Origin of the sequence: uncultured Allofournierella sp. (assembly GCA_944382705.1) — a bacterium.
In the GTDB taxonomy this organism is placed as follows: domain Bacteria; phylum Bacillota; class Clostridia; order Oscillospirales; family Ruminococcaceae; genus Allofournierella.
The window spans coordinates 76097-94227 of the sequence record CALWNE010000016.1 but is presented as its reverse complement, the minus strand read 5'-3'; the positions used below and the strand labels follow the sequence as shown (position 1 = coordinate 94227).

Sequence of the window (18131 nt, the reverse complement as noted above, 5' to 3'; positions counted from 1 at the left end):
CTTATCTGGTATTTGCCGGCGCACAGGATTTAAAACAGGTGGTCACCCTGTTGTGGACCTTTAAGCTGCCCTGGAACTGGGCCTACCATGGCACCTTGTTTCATCCTGGTGTAGCTCAGTTTGCCTTTGGGTTTTACAGCGTTATGCTTACCTCCACCGTGTTGGGGCTTGTTACCATGGTGCTGTTTAAGCCACGCAGCTGGTGTGTATACTGCCCCATGGGCACAATGACCCAGTTGATTTGCAAGGTGAAAAATAACAGCACGCTGTAAAGGCATAAACGAAAGCTTGTTATGCCCACAGCAAAAAGAGAAACCTGTAAGCAGAAACTATTGTAAATTGAGCGGAGCGGCGCAGCGTAAGCAGCGCCGCTCCTTTTTTGGTAAACAAGGGCATCGAAAAAAACGCAGATTACAGCGATAAGATGGTTTGCTGGTGCGGAAAGATGCTAAAAAAGCACGGATGGCGCCCCAGCCTGTATTTGACCCAAGAGGCATGGCGCCTGACAGCACAAGTGTGCTATACTAGGACAGAAAATCAGCAGCTGCGAGCAAGGGGCGGTGCAGTCCATTTTACAGCAATGGCCTTGATGGGCCGCTACGGGCAAGGCTCCTGCGATGCAGGCAAGAAACAAAGAGCGGAAAGGAACCCACTGTGAACCAGATTATTGAACTTCAAGATTTTTCCTGCCCAGAACTGGATGTTTATGCCCGGCTTACCCAGGCACAACTCAGGGGCAGCATGGAGCAGGAGCAAGGAATTTTTATTGCCGAAAGCCTGAAAGTGATTCAGCTTGCATTGGATGCTGGCTGCAAGCCGCTTTCTTTTTTAATGGAGCGGCGGCACATTGAGGGTCAGGGAGCGGCTTTACTGGCCCGCTGCCCCGAAACACCCGTTTATACTGCAGACCGGGAGGTGTTGGCACAGCTTACCGGTTATGCCCTTACCAGAGGTATGCTGTGTGCTATGGTGCGTCCAGCACCGGCATCGGTGGAGCAGGTGTGCCAGGGAGCCCGGCGGATTGCTGTATTGGAAGGTGTAGGGGACACCACAAACATGGGGGCAATTTTTCGCTCGGCGGCAGCCATTGGCATGGACGGCATTCTGCTGAGCCCGGAATGCTGCGACCCGCTCAATCGTAGGGCGGTGCGGGTAAGCATGGGAACGGTGTTTCAAATCCCCTGGGCCTATATGGAGCCTGGTACCTGGCCCCAGCAGGGGATGGACTGGCTGCACAAACAGGGGTTTGCCACCGCTGCTATGGCCCTAAGCCCTAAAGCAATTTCCATTGATGCGCCCCAGCTGCAAACCCACCAACGGCTGGCTATTTTACTGGGCAGCGAAGGCAATGGACTGGCCCAGCAAACCATTGACCGCTGCACCTACACGGTAATTATTCCCATGGAACATGGGGTGGACTCCCTCAATGTGGCGGCAGCCAGTGCGGTGGCGTTTTGGCAGCTGCGCAAGCGGCCATGAGGCACTGTGCCCACACAAGGCAGCATAACGCCTGCAAAAATCGGGCTATATAATCAATTTGGAGCAGAATTTTGTGTGATAATCACGGAAAAGCTGTGAACAAATTGTTAAAAATGTATCTTGACTGCATACAAATCTTTTTTCTATAATGAGATTATGGAAACTTGCGGGGAAATACGGCAAAAAGTTACTCTGTTAGGCCAGAGGGGAATTGGCCGAAGCCGTAGTTGTTCTGCAAGAGAGAAAGGAATATTGTGTGCAAATGGACAAACAGCAAAAGAAAGCTTACAAAAAAGCCAAGCGCAAGGCAGTGCGGCCGTTTAGTATTCTAACGGTTATCAGCGGTTTATTATCCGTAGTGGTGCTGCCGGTTTTCTTGGTGTTGAGTATGTTCGATAACACCGTAGCGGCTTTTGTGGGTGGAACCTTCTGGAACCTTAAAAATTCCGATGCTTCTGCTCAATACTTTACCGGAGACTTTGCAAGCCCGGAGGAAATGATTGACTACGGCCTGGAGATTTGCCGTCAGGTAGAGGCAGAGGGTGCTGCCCTGCTGCTGAACAAGGACGGTGCTCTGCCCTTGGAAGAAGGCTCTGCCGTGAGCTGCTTTTCCACCAGTTCTGTCAATTTGGTATACGGCGGTACCGGTTCTGGCAATATTGATGCATCCACTGCCGACACCCTGCGCACCGCCTTGGAAAAGAGCGGTTTTTCTGTAAACCCCACCCTGTGGGAATTTTACAGTGAAGGCCCCGGTGCCGAGCACCAGCGGCCAGCCGGCAGCATGATTGCTACTGCCAGTGCACAGGTGTTTGAAGCTCCTTGGAGCGTTTATACCGATGAAGTGAAGAATTCTGTGGCTCAGTACGGCGACGCAGCCATCGTGGTGCTGTCCCGCATTGGCGGCGAAGGTGCCGACCTGGATTACAGCACAACCAACTACCTGGCATTGGACCAGAACGAAAAGGATATGCTGGCCAATGTAACCCGCATGAAGCAGGAGGGCGCCATCAACAAAGTGGTAGTGCTCATCAACAGTGCCAACGCCTTGCAGGTGGATTTTTTGCAGGATGCCAGCTATGACATTGATGCCTGCCTGTGGATTGGCGATGTGGGTATTTCCGGCATTAACGCAGTGGCTCAGATTCTGGCCGGTCAGGTGAACCCCTCCGGCCGTTTGGTGGATACCTACTGCTACGACAACTATTCCGCCCCTGCGATGGCAAACTTTACCCCCATCACTTATGGCGGCTACACCGAAGGGCTGATTCCGGCACATGCCTCCACCTATATGATCTATCAGGAAGGTATCTATGTAGGCTACAAGTACTACGAGACCCGCTATGAGGATTATGTAATGGGCACCGGCAACGCCGGGGAATATGCCTATGGCCAGGCTGTGGCGTTCCCCTTTGGCTACGGCCTTAGCTATACCGATTTCGCTTACAGCGATATGAAAGTTTCCTACGATGCTTCCCAGGATGTTTACCAGGTGCAGGTGACGGTTACCAATACCGGCAGCAGCTATGCCGGCAAGGAAACCGTGCAGATTTATGTGCAGTCTCCCTACACCCAGTACGACCAGGAGAATGGCGTAGAGAAGGCTTCTGTGGCACTGTGCGGATTTGGTAAGACCGACATTCTGGAGCCTGGTGCCTCCCAGACATTGACCATCTCGGTCAATGGCCGTGACCTGGCCAGCTACGATGCTTACGGTGCAGGAACCTACATTTTGGACGCTGGCGATTACTACCTGACCGCCGCAAAGAATGCCCACGATGCAGTCAACAATGTACTGGCTGCCAAGGGTTACACCCCCGAAAGCACCGCTGGCCGCATGGACGGCCAGGGCAATGCCCAGCTGACCTGGAGCTTCCATCAGGAGCAGCTGGATGCCACCACCTATGCAACCTCTGCCAATGGAACAGCCATCACCAACCAGCTGTCCGATGCAGATTTGAACCTCTACGAAGGCACCGACCAGAAGGTAACCTACCTGAGCCGCAGCGACTGGCAGGGTACCTATCCCACCCAGCCGGTACAGCTGGAGCTGACCCAGCAGATGATTGAACAGTTGCAGGATGTGCAGTACGATCCTGCGGAGTATGACCAGCAGGAAATGCCCACCATGGGAGCCAAAAATGGCCTGACCCTGTACGATATGATTGGTCTGGATTTTTATGACCCCCAGTGGGATACCTTGCTGGACCAGATGACCTTTGACGAGATGGTTGCCCTGATTGGTGACTCCTTCCACTGGACCATGCCGGTGAAATCCATCGAGGCACCCGGCACCCGTGATGAAAATGGTCCCCAGGGCCTGACCGCTGCTCTGCTGGGTTCGGATGCTACCCAGCTGAAGGCGACCGCCTTTACCTCCGAAGATGTGATGGCAGCCACCTTTAATGTGGAGCTTGCTGCTGAGGTGGGCCGTGTCATCGGCAACAACTGCCTGGAGGCAGACATTGCTTGCCTGTATGGCCCCGGCAATAACATTCACCGCACTCCCTATGGCGGCCGCAACTTTGAGTATTACAGTGAGGACAGTTTCCTCTCCGGAAAAATTTCTCAGTACGAGGTAGCCGCCATTCAGGAAAAAGGCGTGCATGTGGTTATGAAGCACTTTGCCCTGAATGACTGCGAGCAGGACCGCATCGGTTTGGGTGTGTGGGTCAACGAGCAGGCTGCTCGTGAAATCTACCTGAAGGCGTTCCAGGCTCCCATTGAGGAGGGCAACGCAAACGGCGTAATGGTGGCTTATACCCGTTGGGGCTGCATCTGGTCCGGCGGCAACAAGGGCCTGATGACCAACATTCTGCGCCAGGAATGGGGCTGCGATGGTTTGAATATTACCGACAATGTGCTCACCACCTATGTAAACGGTGTGGATGGCATACTGTCTGGCGTGAGCACGTTCGATGCCATGCTGCCCTATGTAACACAGCAACTGCCTAAATACAAAAATGACCCTGTGATTGTGAATGCAATGCGTGAGGCTTGCCACTACAATTTGTATGCCATTGCAAATTCCTGCGGCATGAACGGTGTGGGTGCCGATACCACCATTCAGGTGACAGAGCCCCATGTTGTGACCATTGCCAGAGTATTGGCGATTGTGTTCCCCTTGGTCTTTGTGGGTTCGCTGGTAATGTGGATTATTCGCCGTTGCCGGTTCAAAAAAAGCTGGCAGGGCTGATTCTGGTTTAAAACGGCAGGTTGGATTGCTCTACCAGAAGCATATCTGTTAGAACATTATTTAAAGTGTCGGGTACCGAATCAGGTATCCGACACTTTTGTTTGCAGGGCAAACGCCTTGCCTTTTGCAGAATTTATGATATCATAAACAGGAATTCCCTGCGGGCAAAACAAAGGATGCCCTCCGGCCAATCCTGTCAGACTGGGGGAGAGCATCCTTTGTTTGTTGCAGTAATGGCTTACTGGGCCGGCTGTTTTAAAAAGTGTTCCAGCTGTTGCAGCTGTGCTTTTACCGAAGCGGGGCCGGTGCCGCCCTGGGAGATGCGCCGCTCTACGCAGGATTTAAGGTCGATGGCCTTAAATACATCCTCCTCAAAAAGGGGAGAGAGTTGGCGGTATTCCTGCAGTGAAAGATCTTCCAGAGTGCGGCCTTGCTGAATGCACTGGCCCACCAGCTGGCCGGTAAGTTTGTAGGCGGAGCGGAAGGGCATACCTTTACAGGTCAGGTAGTCTGCCAGGTCGGTGGCATTGATAAACCCCTTTTGTGCGGCAGCATACATGGTGTCCTTGCGGGCAGTCATGGTGCGTACCATGGGGGCAAAAATTTCCAGGCAGTGGGTGACGGTATCCAGTGCGTCAAAAATCGATTCTTTGTCCTCCTGCATATCCTTGTTGTAGGCCAAAGGCAAACCCTTGAGCATGGTGAGCGTGCCCATTAAATCGCCATATACCCGGCCGGTTTTGCCCCGAACCAGCTCGGCCATATCGGGGTTTTTCTTTTGGGGCATAATGCTGGAGCCGGTGGTAAATTGGTCGTCCAGCTCCATAAAGCGGAATTCCCAACTGGACCAGAGGATAATCTCCTCCGAAAACGGGAAAGATGCATCATAATCACAGCCAGGGCACTAAGGATTTCCAGGCAGAAATCCCGGTCGGATACACCGTCCAAGCTGTTTTCACAGATGCCGTCAAAGCCCAAGGCTTGGGCGGTTTGCAGCCGGTCGGTGGGATAGGTAGTGCCAGCCAGGGCACAGCAGCCTAAGGGGCTTTGATTCATACGGCGCATGGCATCCTGCAAGCGGCCAATGTCCCGCTGAAACATCATGCCATAAGCCAACAGATGATGTGCAAAGCAGATGGGCTGGGCCCGCTGCAAATGGGTGTATCCCGGCATGATGGCATCCTGGTTTTGCTGTGCTTGCTCCCAAATGGCCTCCAGCAGCTGTGCAAGCAGGCCAATTACCTGGCGGCAGGCCTGGCGCAGATAAAGGCGCAGGTCCAATGCTACCTGGTGTTTCGGCTGCGGGCGGCATGCAGCCGTTTGCCTGCCTGCCCAATGCGAGCTGTCAGCTCTGCTTCCACAAACATGTGAATCTCCTCAGCGGAGGGGTCAAAGGCAAGGGTGCCGTTATCCAGCTCGGCTAAAATTTCCTCCAGCCCCTGGGTGATGTCCTTAAAATCCGAAGGGCTTAAAATTCCCTGTGCGGCCAGCATAGCCGCATGAGCCAGCGAACCGGAAATATCCTGCTGGTACATACGGCAGTCAATGTGAATGGACGAGTTAAAATCATCAGCAAGTTTGCTGGTGGCGGTTTGGCACCGCCCGGCCCAAAGCTTTTCCATAGTGCATCTGCCCAGTCTTTTTGCAAGTTTATGCAAAAAAGGGGGCATCCTCCTTTTTAATTTTAAATGTCCCGTGGGGCAACACCCCGTCAGGGAGAAAAGAACCTACTAAAATATTAGCATAAATATTCATAATATTCAATAATAAATTGATAATTATACAAAATAAAGGGATTAAATTCGTCTGCAATAATTTTTTATGTAGATTTAAAGAAAGTGCAGTGCCTTTTACCGCATATCCGAGGCAGGAAAAATGCTTGTCCGGTGTGGTTCTGCCTGTGAGATAAGCAATAATAGAAAGGAAGAAACAAAATGAAACTTTGGCAAATTGTTGCGGTGTATTTTTTGGCAATAAATCTGATTGCCGCAGTGGTATGTGTATGGGATAAATCCTGTGCAAAGCGGGGAGCACGCAGGGTGCCGGAGCGTACCTTGCTGATGCTGAGTGCATTGGGCGGCAGCCCTGCTTTTTGGGCCAGTATGTATGCCTTTCATCACAAAACCCGAAAGCCCAAATTCTACCTGGGTGTTCCAGCCATTCTGGTGGTGCAGCTGGTGCTGATTGGGTTTGCCTGGTACCAGGGCTGGCTCGCAATGCTTTTCCAGTAAATAAAAGTTGACCTAACAAAACAAAGGCCCTCAACCGTATCGGTTGAGGGCCTTTGCTGCGGTAAAGGGGAAAGGATTAGTACCCAAAGCCTGCCAATTCCTGCGTAGTGCTGATGCCGCTGTCCAGTGCTTTTGCACGGGCGGCAGCGTACAGTTCCGCAAAGGTTGCCTGGAAATATGGGTCCACAAAAATACCGCCAATCACAATCAGCGAGCCCAGTATGTACCATCCAATAAAGGAAATCTCCAGTACAAAGATGGAAAATTTTTCGTTCTGGGTCATAGCGGTGCTCAGTTCCTTGGCTCTGGTGTAGCTCATGTGAGGGTTTTCTGCCAGCAGGTAAGGGATGTAATAGTAGCAGTAGCTTTTGTAAATGCCGGGAATTACCAATAGCAGCGACCAAAGAGCGATTTCCAAATTTTGCAGAAACATAACCTTCACTACATTCAGGTAAGCGCTGCTGGGCCGGAACACGGAGAACAGGGTCTCAAAGGTAGCTTTGCCGCCGCGATTCTCCATCATATAGCGGTTTCGGGCAACCACCATGGGATTGCGCACCAGAATGCCCCACAGCAAACCAAGAACTGCCAGCAAAATACCCAGAATACCCACCACGGAAAGAAGGGAAAAGCTGAACAGCTGGCCAACAAAGGGAAGGGACTCAACGGGCAGGCTGTTAAGAGCACTTTCCATGCTAAAGTCATTGTAAGACAGATTGCTTTGAGCATCCTGAAAAAACTCTACGGTGGCCTTTCCGTTAATGAGGATGGAGCACAGCAAACAGGCCAAAAAGGTGGTCCAGTAACGATTTTTCAATGCCTGTTTTGCATTGTTTTTAAGTAAAGTGCGGTTCCAGTACATAATAATTCCTCCTTGCAAGATTACGCCATGCAACACGCAGGAGCCTGCCGTTGCGCTGTGGGCAGAGTTTTAAAACTCGAAGGACTTTACTTTATCATAGCACAGAGGGGGTATGATGTCCAGCGGATTGCACAAAGGGGGAAGAGCTAGAGGTTATCATCCAGCATGGTTTCCCAATAACATGGAATAAGTGAACAAAAACAGATACTCAGCGCAAAGAGGGAGCTTTAACAACTGCTGTTATGTGCAATCGAACACTTTTCCACTAGGATGCTGCCCTGTTCCACCTGTGCCATCATAAAGGTAATTTCCTGGTGGAAACGCCGGGGTCCACAGGAGCCTGGATTCAGCCACAGGATACCGTCTTTTTGTTCCTGTACATACTTGTGGGAATGACCGAACACAACCACATCAATCCCTTTTAAATCCGCCGGAACCTCCTTTTTATTGTGTACCAGGTAAAAGGTCACTCCTTCCAGCGTTACGGTGCAGTCATGGGGAATGCTTTCGGCCCAGTCTTTGTCGTTGTTGCCCCGCACAATGTACAAAGGGGCAATGGCTTTAAGCTGTTCCACAATGGCTTGTGTATTGATATCGCCTGCATGGAGAATGGCGTCGGCGGTTTGCAGCTGTTCCAGCAGCTGAGGGCGCAAAAGGCCATGGGTATCCGAAAGAATGGCAAGTTTCATAGGTTAAAATTTACCCTCCAGTTTCCAGCCAAAGTCGTTGTGATAAATCATCTGGCGGGTCATGCCGCCGTCAATGCAGATGTTTTCCCCGGTAATGAAGCCAGCTTTGTCCGAGCAGAGATACAATACCATATTGGCGATATCCAGCGGATTGCCCACCCGCCCGGCGGGCTGCTGGGCGGCATCGGCACCCTGGTATTCCAAAAAGTCGGTATCAATCCAGCCGGGGGAGATGGAATTGACCCGCACCCTGCCTGCCAGGCTTACAGCAAGGCTGTGGGTGAGGGCGGAGATACCGCCCTTCGCAGCGGTATAGCTTTCGGTTTGGGGTTGGCTCATCCGGTCACGGGAGGAGGAGATATTCACAATGGATGCACCAGGGGCAAAATGGGCCGAAAACAATTTCGTCAGATAAAAGGGAGCGGTGACACCCACCTGAAGGGCGTAGTTGAATTCTTCGTAGCTGCATTCCTCCAGACCTTTCATCAGGGGCAATGCGTTGTTAATAAGGCAATCCACCTGGCCGTAGTCGGAAAGTACCTTGTGGGCAAAGTCTTCCAAAACTTGCTGGCGGGCTAGGTCCCCCACAAAATAGGGGTTTTCCAGTTGATCGATGATGCAAACATGGGCACCGGCTTTTTGAAATTCCTGGGCGATGGTGCGGCCAATACCTCGGGCACCGCCGGTAACCACCACAGTTTTATTGCGGAACATATGCAAACTCCTTTTGTGTTTCTTTCGCTTTCATAATCTATATAGGTTGGAGTCAAGACAAGGTGCTTTCGTCCAGCACTTCCACCAAAAAGCTTACGGGCCTAAAACCATCGTTGCAGGAGAGCATGGCCGACCGGGGATTTTTCATCCAGCCATCGTAAAAATTTTCGGCTCCATGGCTTAAAGCCAGCACGAAAGGTGAGAGGGTGTCCCATGCACTTTGGCAAAATCCCTCAGGCTTGTTCCAGCCATTGGCAATAAACACCTGGCCCACCTGCATATCGCAGGGGTGTTCCAGAGGATTTTCGTATTGGGCAATCAAATCATCGTAACGAGCCATACGCATAACAGTGATTTTGCATTGTTTCACATAAATTCTCCTTCCACCATGGGATATACTGTAAAGCAGCCAAACCAAATTTGCCAGCTGAAAGTGCCCGGATAAGTGCGGTTATCTGCATTATACAATGATCCCACGGGCAAAGGCAATCCCCGGGGCGGCAGCGGAACAGGGTGTGGAAATTTTGACCGGGAGGCTGCCGTGTGCTTGCGTACCACCCAAGAACACTTGGCATCTGTGTTGGTTAGTTTGACTAAAAGCTTGTTATTTAGGTAACGATGTTTGGCGAAACAATGTATTGTTATTGAATTAACGATATGGTATGATAAACACATCGGGAGCGCAAGACGCTGCCCATGTGTTTGAAATGATATTTGAAAGGATGGCGCGACCAATGGCAGAGCAGAAGAAAGCCACGGTAGAAACCGTGCAGAACACCAAGTCGGAAGTGGAAGTTATGATTGACGGCTTGGTCACCAAGGCACAGAAGGCCCTTCAGGAGTTTTTGACCTATGATCAGGAGACCATCGACCATATCGTTCACGAGATGGCTCTGGCAGGCCTGGATAAACACCAGGAGCTGGCTCGTATGGCGGTGGAAGAAACCGGCCGCGGCGTTTACGAGGATAAGGTTATTAAAAATATGTTTGCCACCGAGTACATCTGGCACAACATTAAAAAGGAAAAAACCGCAGGCATTTTGGAAGAGAACGACATGGAAGGCTATGTGGAAGTTGCAGAGCCTGTTGGTGTTATCTGTGGTGTAACCCCCACCACCAACCCCACCTCCACCACTCTGTTTAAATGCTTGATTGCAATCAAGACCCGTAACCCCATCGTGTTTGGCTTCCATCCCTCTGCACAGAAGTGCAGCGCCGAGGCTGCCCGCATTGTGTACGAGGCTGCCGTAAAGGCTGGCGCTCCCAAGAACTGCATCCAGTGGATTGACAAACCCAGTGTAGAGGCTACCGGCGCTTTGATGAATCATCCCGGCGTTGCCACCATTCTGGCCACCGGCGGCCCCGGCATGGTAAAGGCTGCTTACTCCTGCGGCAAGCCTGCCCTGGGCGTAGGTGCAGGCAATGTGCCCTGCTTCATCGAAAAGAGTGCAGACCTGCATCGTGCCTGCACCGACCTGATGATGTCTAAAACCTTTGACAACGGCATGATTTGTGCTTCTGAGCAGGCTGTTATCGTAGCCAAAGAGCTGGTAAAGCCCTTTGAAGAGTACATGACCAAGAACAACTGCTACTTCCTGAACCCGGAAGAGGTAGAAAAGCTGACCAAGTATATGTTCCCCGATCCCAACAAGGGCGTATTTGCAGATGTGGTTGGTAAATCTGCCAACTGGATTGCCGAGCAGGCTGGCCTGAAGGTGCCCGAAAAGACCAAGATTCTGATTGCACCGCTGCCCGAACCCTCCGATAAGTACCCCCTGAGCAAGGAAAAGCTCAGCCCCGTGCTGGCTTACTTTGTGGCTAAGGATAAGGAACAGGGCTTCCAGTATGCCAACACCATGTTGGAGCTGGGCGGTCTGGGTCACTCTGCTGTTATCCACACCGGTGACTCCAAAATTGCCGACGAATACGGCATTGCCATGCGTGTAGGTCGTATCATTGTAAACAGTCCCTCCTCTCAGGGTGCAATTGGTGATATCTACAACACCAACACCCCCTCTCTGACCCTGGGCTGCGGCAGCTACGGCAAGAACTCTGTAAGCCAGAATGTTACCACCATCAACCTGGTAAACAAAAAACGCGTTGCGAAACGGAGAGTCAATATGCAGTGGTTCAAGGTGCCCCCCAAGATTTACTTCGAGGAAGATTCCATCCAGTACCTGGAGAAGATGGAGGACATCAGCCGTGCCTTCATCGTAACCGACCCTGTTATGGTGCAGCTGGGCAATGTGGATAAAATTCTGCATTATCTGCGTAAGCGTGAGCAGTACTGCCACAGCGAAATCTACTCTGATGTTGAGAGCGATCCCAGCGTAGAGTGCATCATGCGTGGTGTGGAGGCAATGCGTGCCTTCCAGCCCGATGTAATCATTGCCATCGGCGGCGGCAGCGCCATTGATGCTGCCAAGGGCATGTGGCTGTTCTACGAGCACCCCGAAACCAGCTTTGACGGTCTGCGTCAGCGTTTCCTGGATATCCGTAAGCGTGCCTTCAAGTTCCCCAAGCTGGGTACCAAAACCAAGCTGGTGGCCATTCCCACCACTTCCGGTACCGGTTCTGAGGTTACCAGCTTCTCGGTTATCACCGATAAAAAGAATGGCAACATCAAGTACCCCCTGGCCGACTATGCCCTGACTCCCGATGTGGCTATCATCGATCCCCAGTTCACCCGCAGCATGCCCAAGAGCATTGTTGCCGACACTGGTCTGGATGTTCTGACCCATGCCATCGAGGCTTATGTTTCCGTCATGGCAAGCGACTACACCGATGGTCTGGCTTTGCAGGCCACCGAGATGGTGTTCCACTATCTCCGTGACTCCTACAAGGGCGATGCTCTGGCTCGCGAGAAGATGCACAATGCTTCCTGCATTGCAGGTATGGCATTCACCAACGCATTCCTGGGTCTGAACCACTCCATGGCACATAAGCTGGGCGGTGAGTTTCATATTCCTCACGGTCGTGCAAACGCCATTCTGCTGCCCTATGTGATTGCTTACAACGCAACCCGTCCCACCAAGTTTGCTGCTTTCCCCAAGTACAAAGAGTACATTGCGGATGAGCGCTATGCAAAGCTGGCCTGGCGCTGCGGTCTGTGCAATGTGGGTACCGACACCCAGACTGCCGTTAACTGCCTGATTGAGGCCGTTCGCAACCTGATGAAGGATACCGAGCGTCCCCTCACCATCCGTGACTGCGGCGTAAGCGAGGAGGAATTCCTGGCTAAGGTGGAGGAACTGTCCTACAAGGCATTTGAGGACCAGTGCACCACTGCTAACCCGGTTTACCCCCTGGTGAGCGAAATCAAGGAGATTTACCTGAAAGCTTACTACGGCAAATAAGCCTTCCTTTCAAACAACACCAGCCTGCCTTGAGGCAAAGATGCTGTATGCTGGGGTTTCATCAATGCTTATAGCGTCTGGCCCATGGCTGGCGGGCAAAAAGGGTGCGCACCTTCTGGTGTGCACCCTTTTTGTTGTGTTTGTAAATAGCTGCCCTGGCCGCAGCAGCCCTGCAACCCGCTGGTATGTCAGTTTTGGTTCTTGTGGGACGGGCTGCTGCATACAGTGTTGGTAATAAATCAACCGCTCCGGTCGGCAATGCACGCAGAGCAGGCTGGTGGGCCGGTGTAAAGGAGGAGCATCAGGGATGGATTGGATAAGCGAAGGTTTGCAGCAGCTGGACAGCTGGCTGGCCCCTTTGGCCTGGGGCCCGGCCACCATTGGCCTGCTGGCAGCGGCCGGCCTTGTGTTCACCGTGGGGACTGGGGGATTTCAGCTTCGGCGGGTCAGGCTTTGGTGGGAAACTACGATGGGGCAGGCCCTGCGCCATCGCAAAGAACCGGGAACCGGTGTAACCAGTTTTCAGTCTGCGTGCACCGCGCTGGCAGCAACCTTGGGCACCGGCAATATTGCAGGAGTGGCCACAGCGCTGGCTTCCGGCGGGCCCGGCGCTGTGTTCTGGATGTGGGTGAGTGCGCTGTTGGGCACCATGACCGGCTATGCCGAAAATGTGCTGGCAGGGCTTTACAGGGGCAAAAGTGCCAAGGGTGAGCCCATAGGCGGTGCTATGTTCTACATTGAACAGGGGCTGGGCTGCCGCTGGTTGGCGGTGCTGTTCAGTCTGCTGTGCATTCTGGGGTCGCTGGGAATGGGAGACATGGCCCAGGCCAACTCCATTGCAACCGGCTTGCAGGATGCCTTCGGCGTGCCGCCTCTTCTTACCGGCCTGGTTGTGGCAGCAGCGGTGACTTTTGCCATTCGGGGCGGCATTCAGCGGGTAAGCCGTATGACCGAGGCCATTGTGCCGTTTATGGCTTTGGCTTACACCGGTGCAGCCCTTTGGGTGGTGCTTGTAAATTATCAGCAGCTGCCCCATGTGTTCGGGTTGATTTTTCGGGAAGCCTTTTCCTGGCAGGCAGGGGCAGGGGGCATGGCCGGCTATGGCGTATCCCAGGCCATGCGCATTGGCGTGGCCCGTGGGGTAAGCTCCAACGAAGCGGGGCTTGGTTCCTCGGTCATGGCAAACTCTGCCGCTGCGGCCCAGCCGGTGGAACAGGGAATGTGGGGGATTTTTGAGGTGGTGGTGGACACCCTGTTTATGTGCCTGCTTACCGCCCTTGCCATCCTTTGTTCCGGCGTATACGATACCCAGCGTTACAGCACAGCCTGGCAGTTGGGCCAGCTGGAGGGAGTGCCCAATGGAGCCGCCCTCACAGCCGATGCCTTCCGTACCGTGTTTGGCCCTCTTGGGGGCGGATTGATTGCGCTTTCGCTGCTGCTGTTTGCCTTTTCCACCCTTCTGGGCTGGAGCTATTACGGGGAACGGGCGGTGGAGTATGTATTCGGGCCCAAGGCCTTACCTTATTATAAAGCAATCTATATTGGGGGCATTGTGGTGGGCTGTGTAGCTCAGCTGGATCTGGTATGGCAGCTCAGCGATAACTTCAATGGGCTGATGGCGCTGCCCAACCTGGTGGCAGTGCTCTGGCTTTCGCCCCAGGTGTTCCGAGAAACGCGCCGGTACTTTGCCGCCAAGAAAAGTACACAAGCCTGAAAAAGAGCCGTCTGCTGCCTGTTAAGGGCTGTGGCAGACGGCTCTTTTTACTTGAATTTTTTGTAAAAACAAATTGCTGGATTGTTCCCGGCGCAAAAAAATGGTATAATGGTCAAAATTGCGTGTAAGGTTGGTGGATACTGTGGCACAATTTGATGCAGTGCTGTTTGATGTGGACGGAACCTTGATTCATTCCAGTCCCGGAATTTTGGCAACCATGGAATATACTTTCCGGCAGATGGGCATTGACCCTGCTGGGATCGATTTGACCCGCTATTTGGGTCCGCCGCTGCGCCGCAGCTTTGGGGAGCATTTTTCCGACGAGGCGACGGTGGAAAAAATGGTAGATATCTACCGCACCCAATACGAAAAGGAAGGCTGCCATCAGTGCATGGTTTACCCCGGCGTTCGGGAGATGCTGGAGCAGCTTAAAGGCCAGGGCATCAAGCTGTATACAGCTACTTCCAAGCCCACTGTGGTGGTAACACCAATTCTGAAGGAGCAGGGCCTTTTGGAGTACTTTACCTTTGTGGGCGGTGCAAGCCAGGATAAGAGTGTGGACACCAAAACTGCTGTAATGCAGCAGGTGCTGGCCCGGCCGGAATTGCAGGGTGCCCGTGTGTTGATGGTAGGCGACCGCAAAGATGACATGAAGGGTGCTGCCGATTGCGGCGTTACCGCAGCGGCGGTGCTCTATGGCTACGGCAGCCGGCAGGAGCTGGAGCCCTTTGCGCCCTGGTGCTTGGCAGAAACCTGTCAGGATTTGACCCGGCATATCCTGGGCCTGTAACCGGGTGGCCACCCAATGAAAGCATTTAAGGAGGAAGATCCATGGCGAAGGACAACAAGGGATCTCTTACACTGAAACAAAAACAAGCAGCAATCGTATTAGCCGTTTGTCTGCTGGCCATCATCCTTACTACCTCGGTGGTGGCTGTGGTGGTGGGCAAGTCTGCGTCCCAAAACTCCAATTCCGGCAGTAGCAGTGGTTCGGTTTTGGTGGAAAACACCTTTGACTCCAGCCTGTACGGAGATACCGTTCTGGCACAAACAGAGGATGCAGGCAAGTCTTACATCAACGAAACCATTTTTGTGGGCGACTCCAACACCGAGCGGTACCATCGGTATGGTCTGCTTAGTTTGGACCAGGTTCTGGGCGTGGAAGGACTTACCATTGAGCAGCTTACAACCGATCAGTCCATCTACTTTAAAAATGACACCAACGCTTACACCATTCCGCAGGCCATTGCCATGATGAAGCCCCGGCGTATTGTGGTGATGATGGGTACCAACAATGCAAACGAGGGCAACTCTGCCAGCAGTTTTGCAGAAAGCTATGCAAGTGCATTAAAAGCCATTACCGAGGCATATCCTTATTGTGATGTGATTGTGGCCGCTGTACCCCCCATTCCGGAGGATCACAGCAACTATCCCAACATCAGCCAGGAAACCATCAACGACTTCAACCAGGCTTTGGCTCAGATGTGTAAGGATGAGGGCTATAAATTTTTGGATATTACCGAAACCCTGCTGGATGCTTCCACCGGGTACGGCAAGGCCCAATACTACCAGGCAGGGGACATTCACCTGAAAAAGGATGCACTCACAAGCATTATGGATTACGCCCGTACCCATGCTTACGAAGGCACCGAAGACCGCCGCCCCGATACCAGCAACATTCCCACCCGCAGCAAGCAGACCAATACCCAGGGCAGCAGCCAGCCCAGTGCCACCCCAACCGGTGAGACCTTCACTGCCCAGTACAATGTGGAAAAGAATGTGGGCGGCACCCTCACCAGCGGAGACAACAGCGGCAAAACCAGCATCCGCTATGAAGACCTGACCAGCAAGGACAGCGTTACAGTAAAGGCAGTAGCCGATGAAGGCTATGAGTTTGTAAAGTGGAGCGATGGCAATACCAATGCCACCCGTACCGACAAAAACTTTAAGCAGAATGTCAATGTAACGGCGATGTTCAGTGCAAAGATGAAGATTAGCTTTAAGGAAGGCACATCTGCCACCATCACTGCGGGCGAGTCCTTTGCGTTGAATGCTGTGCTGGTGGGCAGCGATGGCAATGTAAACGATATTCAGTGGACTGTGGATGGCGCAGATGCAGGGCAGGGTCAGTTTTACAGCCAGGATAACTGGTCGGAAGGCACCCACACCATTAAAATCAAACTGACCCACAATGGCCGCATTACCACTGCGGAGTTTACCCTCAAGGTAGAGCCCAAGGCAACCCCTACACCCAGCCCGGCACCTACTGCAACGCCTACGCCTACCCCCACCAAGGCGCCTACCCCCGCACCCACCAAGGCACCTACTGCAACGCCTACACCCACCCCAACACCTACCCCTGATCCTACTCCCACCCCCACGCCGGAGGTATCGCAGCCTTCTACGGATTCCCCCGAAAACAACCAGCAGGGGGATGTAGAGCAGGAGTCGGCAGGAGAGTAACAATTCAATTGGCAGACAGCGGTGGTAAAGTGCGTACAGTCTGCAACAGGCATCTTCAAGCCGCCCTGCCCTCAGGGCGGCTTTTTGTAACCAGGAAAGGAGAACACCATGAAACTTACCGTGTTAGGATGTGGCCGATGGGGAACCTTTTTGGCCAGCTATCACAGTGCTCGCAATGAGGTGGTGCTCTGGGGCCGCCCTGGCTCCCAAAGCATGGAGCAGCTGATGAAGGAGCGGAAAAACAGTTATCTTACTCTGCCTGAATCCCTTCAGCTGACACAAAATCTTCAGGAGGCTCTGGCCTGGGCTCAGGTGGTGGTAATCTCCATCAGCGCCCAGCAGCTTCGCAGCCTGGCCCGCCAGATTGATGCGTTTGCGGTAGAAGGCAAAACCTTTATCCTGTGCATGAAAGGCATCGAGGCCGAAACAGGAAAGCGGCTCACCCAGGTGTTTGAAGAAGAACTGCATCAGTCGGTGCACACGGCGGTTTGGGTAGGCCCTGGCCATGTACAGGACTTTGCCGCAGGCGTGCCAAACTGCATGGTGGTGGATTCTGCCGATGCGGCCACCACCGATGCCATTGTAGATGGCCTTAGCAGCGATTTGATTCGGCTGTACAAGGGGCGGGATTTGATTGGCACCGAGGTGGGAGCCGCAGCAAAAAATGTGATTGGCATTGCAGCAGGTATGCTGGATGGCATTGGCTACACAAGTTTGAAAGGTGCCCTAATGGCACGGGGTGCCCGGGAGATTGCCCGCCTGATTCGTGCCATGGGGGGCAATGAGCTTTCGGCTTATGGCCTGTGCCATCTGGGCGATTATGAGGCAACTCTTTTTTCTGCCCATAGCCACAACCGCCGCTTTGGCGAGAGTTTTGTGAAAAACGAGCCCTTCCAGCAGCTGGCAGAAGGCGTTGCAACGGTAAAGGCCCTGGTGCAGCTGGGGGAAGAATACCAGGTGGAACTGCCTATCTGCCGAACCGTGTATAACATGATTTATGAAGGCCGCAGTGCACAGGAGTGCTTGCCCTTACTGTTCCAGCGCACCGTAAAGGGCGAATTCGACTACTGATAATGGCCCTTTGAGGCTTGCACAAAACACCTCCCCTGCACATACACTGGCAGCAAGGGAGGTGTTTTAGCTATGTACGAAGAAACCACGGCCGAATGGCGCATGATGACCAGCGTAACCGGGGACGAGGATGTAACCGATGGAAGCGTGGATTACTACGATTTCGATTGGGGCGAACAAGTCAGCCATCGGGAAGGAACGATTTTTTTCGGGTGCAGAACCGATGAAAGCGATGACCCCATTTGCCCCGACCCAGACCCCCAGTGCAGCTGCGGAGATACCAGCCAGGAGCAAACTGCCCAGACGGATGACTACACCATTGTAGACCTCTGAGCCGAGCTGCTCCATAGCGCTGG

14 protein-coding genes and 1 pseudogene are annotated in these 18131 nt (G+C 53.0%); 10 read left to right on the top strand and 5 right to left on the bottom strand.

Translation table 11 applies throughout. The features are described 5' to 3' along the window. From ACH2EM_RS02605 to ACH2EM_RS02595, 3 genes are all read left to right on the top strand, one after another. The coding region (locus tag ACH2EM_RS02605) for a 4Fe-4S binding protein (protein ID WP_395150513.1) at positions 1-272 on the top strand (272 nt) is incomplete at its 5' end. A 382-nt stretch (positions 273-654) separates the two neighbouring features. Continuing rightward, the gene (locus ACH2EM_RS02600; RefSeq protein WP_395150512.1) at positions 655-1479 is read left to right on the top strand and encodes a TrmH family RNA methyltransferase; all 825 of its coding nucleotides are present in this window, start codon (positions 655-657) and stop codon (positions 1477-1479) included. Between the two features lie 262 nt (positions 1480-1741). Continuing rightward, positions 1742-4675, top strand: a complete 2934-nt coding sequence (locus tag ACH2EM_RS02595) for a glycoside hydrolase family 3 C-terminal domain-containing protein (RefSeq protein WP_395150511.1) — start codon at positions 1742-1744, stop codon at positions 4673-4675. A 238-nt stretch (positions 4676-4913) separates the two neighbouring features. On the opposite strand, the pseudogene argH reads toward ACH2EM_RS02595, so the two are convergent. Beyond that, positions 4914-6297, bottom strand: a pseudogene (argH, locus tag ACH2EM_RS02590) (argininosuccinate lyase). A 312-nt stretch (positions 6298-6609) separates the two neighbouring features. On the opposite strand from argH, the gene ACH2EM_RS02585 reads away from it, so the two are divergent. Continuing rightward, entirely contained in the window at positions 6610-6906 is a 297-nt protein-coding gene (locus tag ACH2EM_RS02585) for a DUF1294 domain-containing protein (RefSeq protein ID WP_395150510.1), read from the top strand. 76 nt (positions 6907-6982) lie between these two features. Here ACH2EM_RS02585 and ACH2EM_RS02580 read toward each other — a convergent pair whose 3' ends face one another. From ACH2EM_RS02580 to ACH2EM_RS02565, 4 genes are all read right to left on the bottom strand, one after another. Continuing rightward, on the bottom strand, positions 6983-7768 hold the full coding sequence (locus ACH2EM_RS02580) for a DUF975 family protein (protein WP_395150508.1): 786 nt from the start codon (positions 7766-7768) through the stop codon (positions 6983-6985). 227 nt (positions 7769-7995) lie between these two features. Then, the gene (locus ACH2EM_RS02575) at positions 7996-8457 is read right to left on the bottom strand and encodes a metallophosphoesterase family protein (protein ID WP_395150507.1); all 462 of its coding nucleotides are present in this window, start codon (positions 8455-8457) and stop codon (positions 7996-7998) included. Between the two features lie 3 nt (positions 8458-8460). After that, positions 8461-9171, bottom strand: a complete 711-nt coding sequence (locus tag ACH2EM_RS02570; protein WP_395150506.1) for an SDR family oxidoreductase — start codon at positions 9169-9171, stop codon at positions 8461-8463. 52 nt (positions 9172-9223) lie between these two features. Beyond that, positions 9224-9541, bottom strand: a complete 318-nt coding sequence (locus ACH2EM_RS02565) for a TIGR04076 family protein (RefSeq protein WP_395150504.1) — start codon at positions 9539-9541, stop codon at positions 9224-9226. A gap of 364 nt (positions 9542-9905) precedes the next feature. Here ACH2EM_RS02565 and adhE point away from each other — a divergent pair, with 364 nt between their 5' ends. The 6 genes from adhE (at position 9906) to ACH2EM_RS02535 (ending at position 18108) form a co-directional block, all read left to right on the top strand. After that, entirely contained in the window at positions 9906-12527 is a 2622-nt protein-coding gene (gene adhE, locus ACH2EM_RS02560) for a bifunctional acetaldehyde-CoA/alcohol dehydrogenase (RefSeq protein WP_395150503.1), read from the top strand. Between the two features lie 307 nt (positions 12528-12834). Then, entirely contained in the window at positions 12835-14241 is a 1407-nt protein-coding gene (locus tag ACH2EM_RS02555) for an alanine/glycine:cation symporter family protein (RefSeq protein ID WP_395150502.1), read from the top strand. Positions 14242-14383: 142 nt separating this feature from the next. After that, positions 14384-15031 carry an HAD hydrolase-like protein gene (locus ACH2EM_RS02550; RefSeq protein WP_395150501.1) on the top strand — a complete coding sequence of 216 codons (648 nt, stop codon included), beginning with the start codon at positions 14384-14386 and terminating at the stop codon, positions 15029-15031. Between the two features lie 41 nt (positions 15032-15072). Continuing rightward, on the top strand, positions 15073-16704 hold the full coding sequence (locus ACH2EM_RS02545; protein WP_395150500.1) for a GDSL-type esterase/lipase family protein: 1632 nt from the start codon (positions 15073-15075) through the stop codon (positions 16702-16704). 108 nt (positions 16705-16812) lie between these two features. Further along, positions 16813-17775, top strand: coding sequence for an NAD(P)H-dependent glycerol-3-phosphate dehydrogenase (locus ACH2EM_RS02540; RefSeq protein ID WP_395150499.1), 963 nt, complete (start codon positions 16813-16815; stop codon positions 17773-17775). 72 nt (positions 17776-17847) lie between these two features. Beyond that, a complete protein-coding gene (locus ACH2EM_RS02535; protein WP_395150498.1) occupies positions 17848-18108 on the top strand; it encodes a hypothetical protein in 261 nt (86 codons plus the stop codon). The last annotated feature ends 23 nt before the right edge of the window (positions 18109-18131 follow it).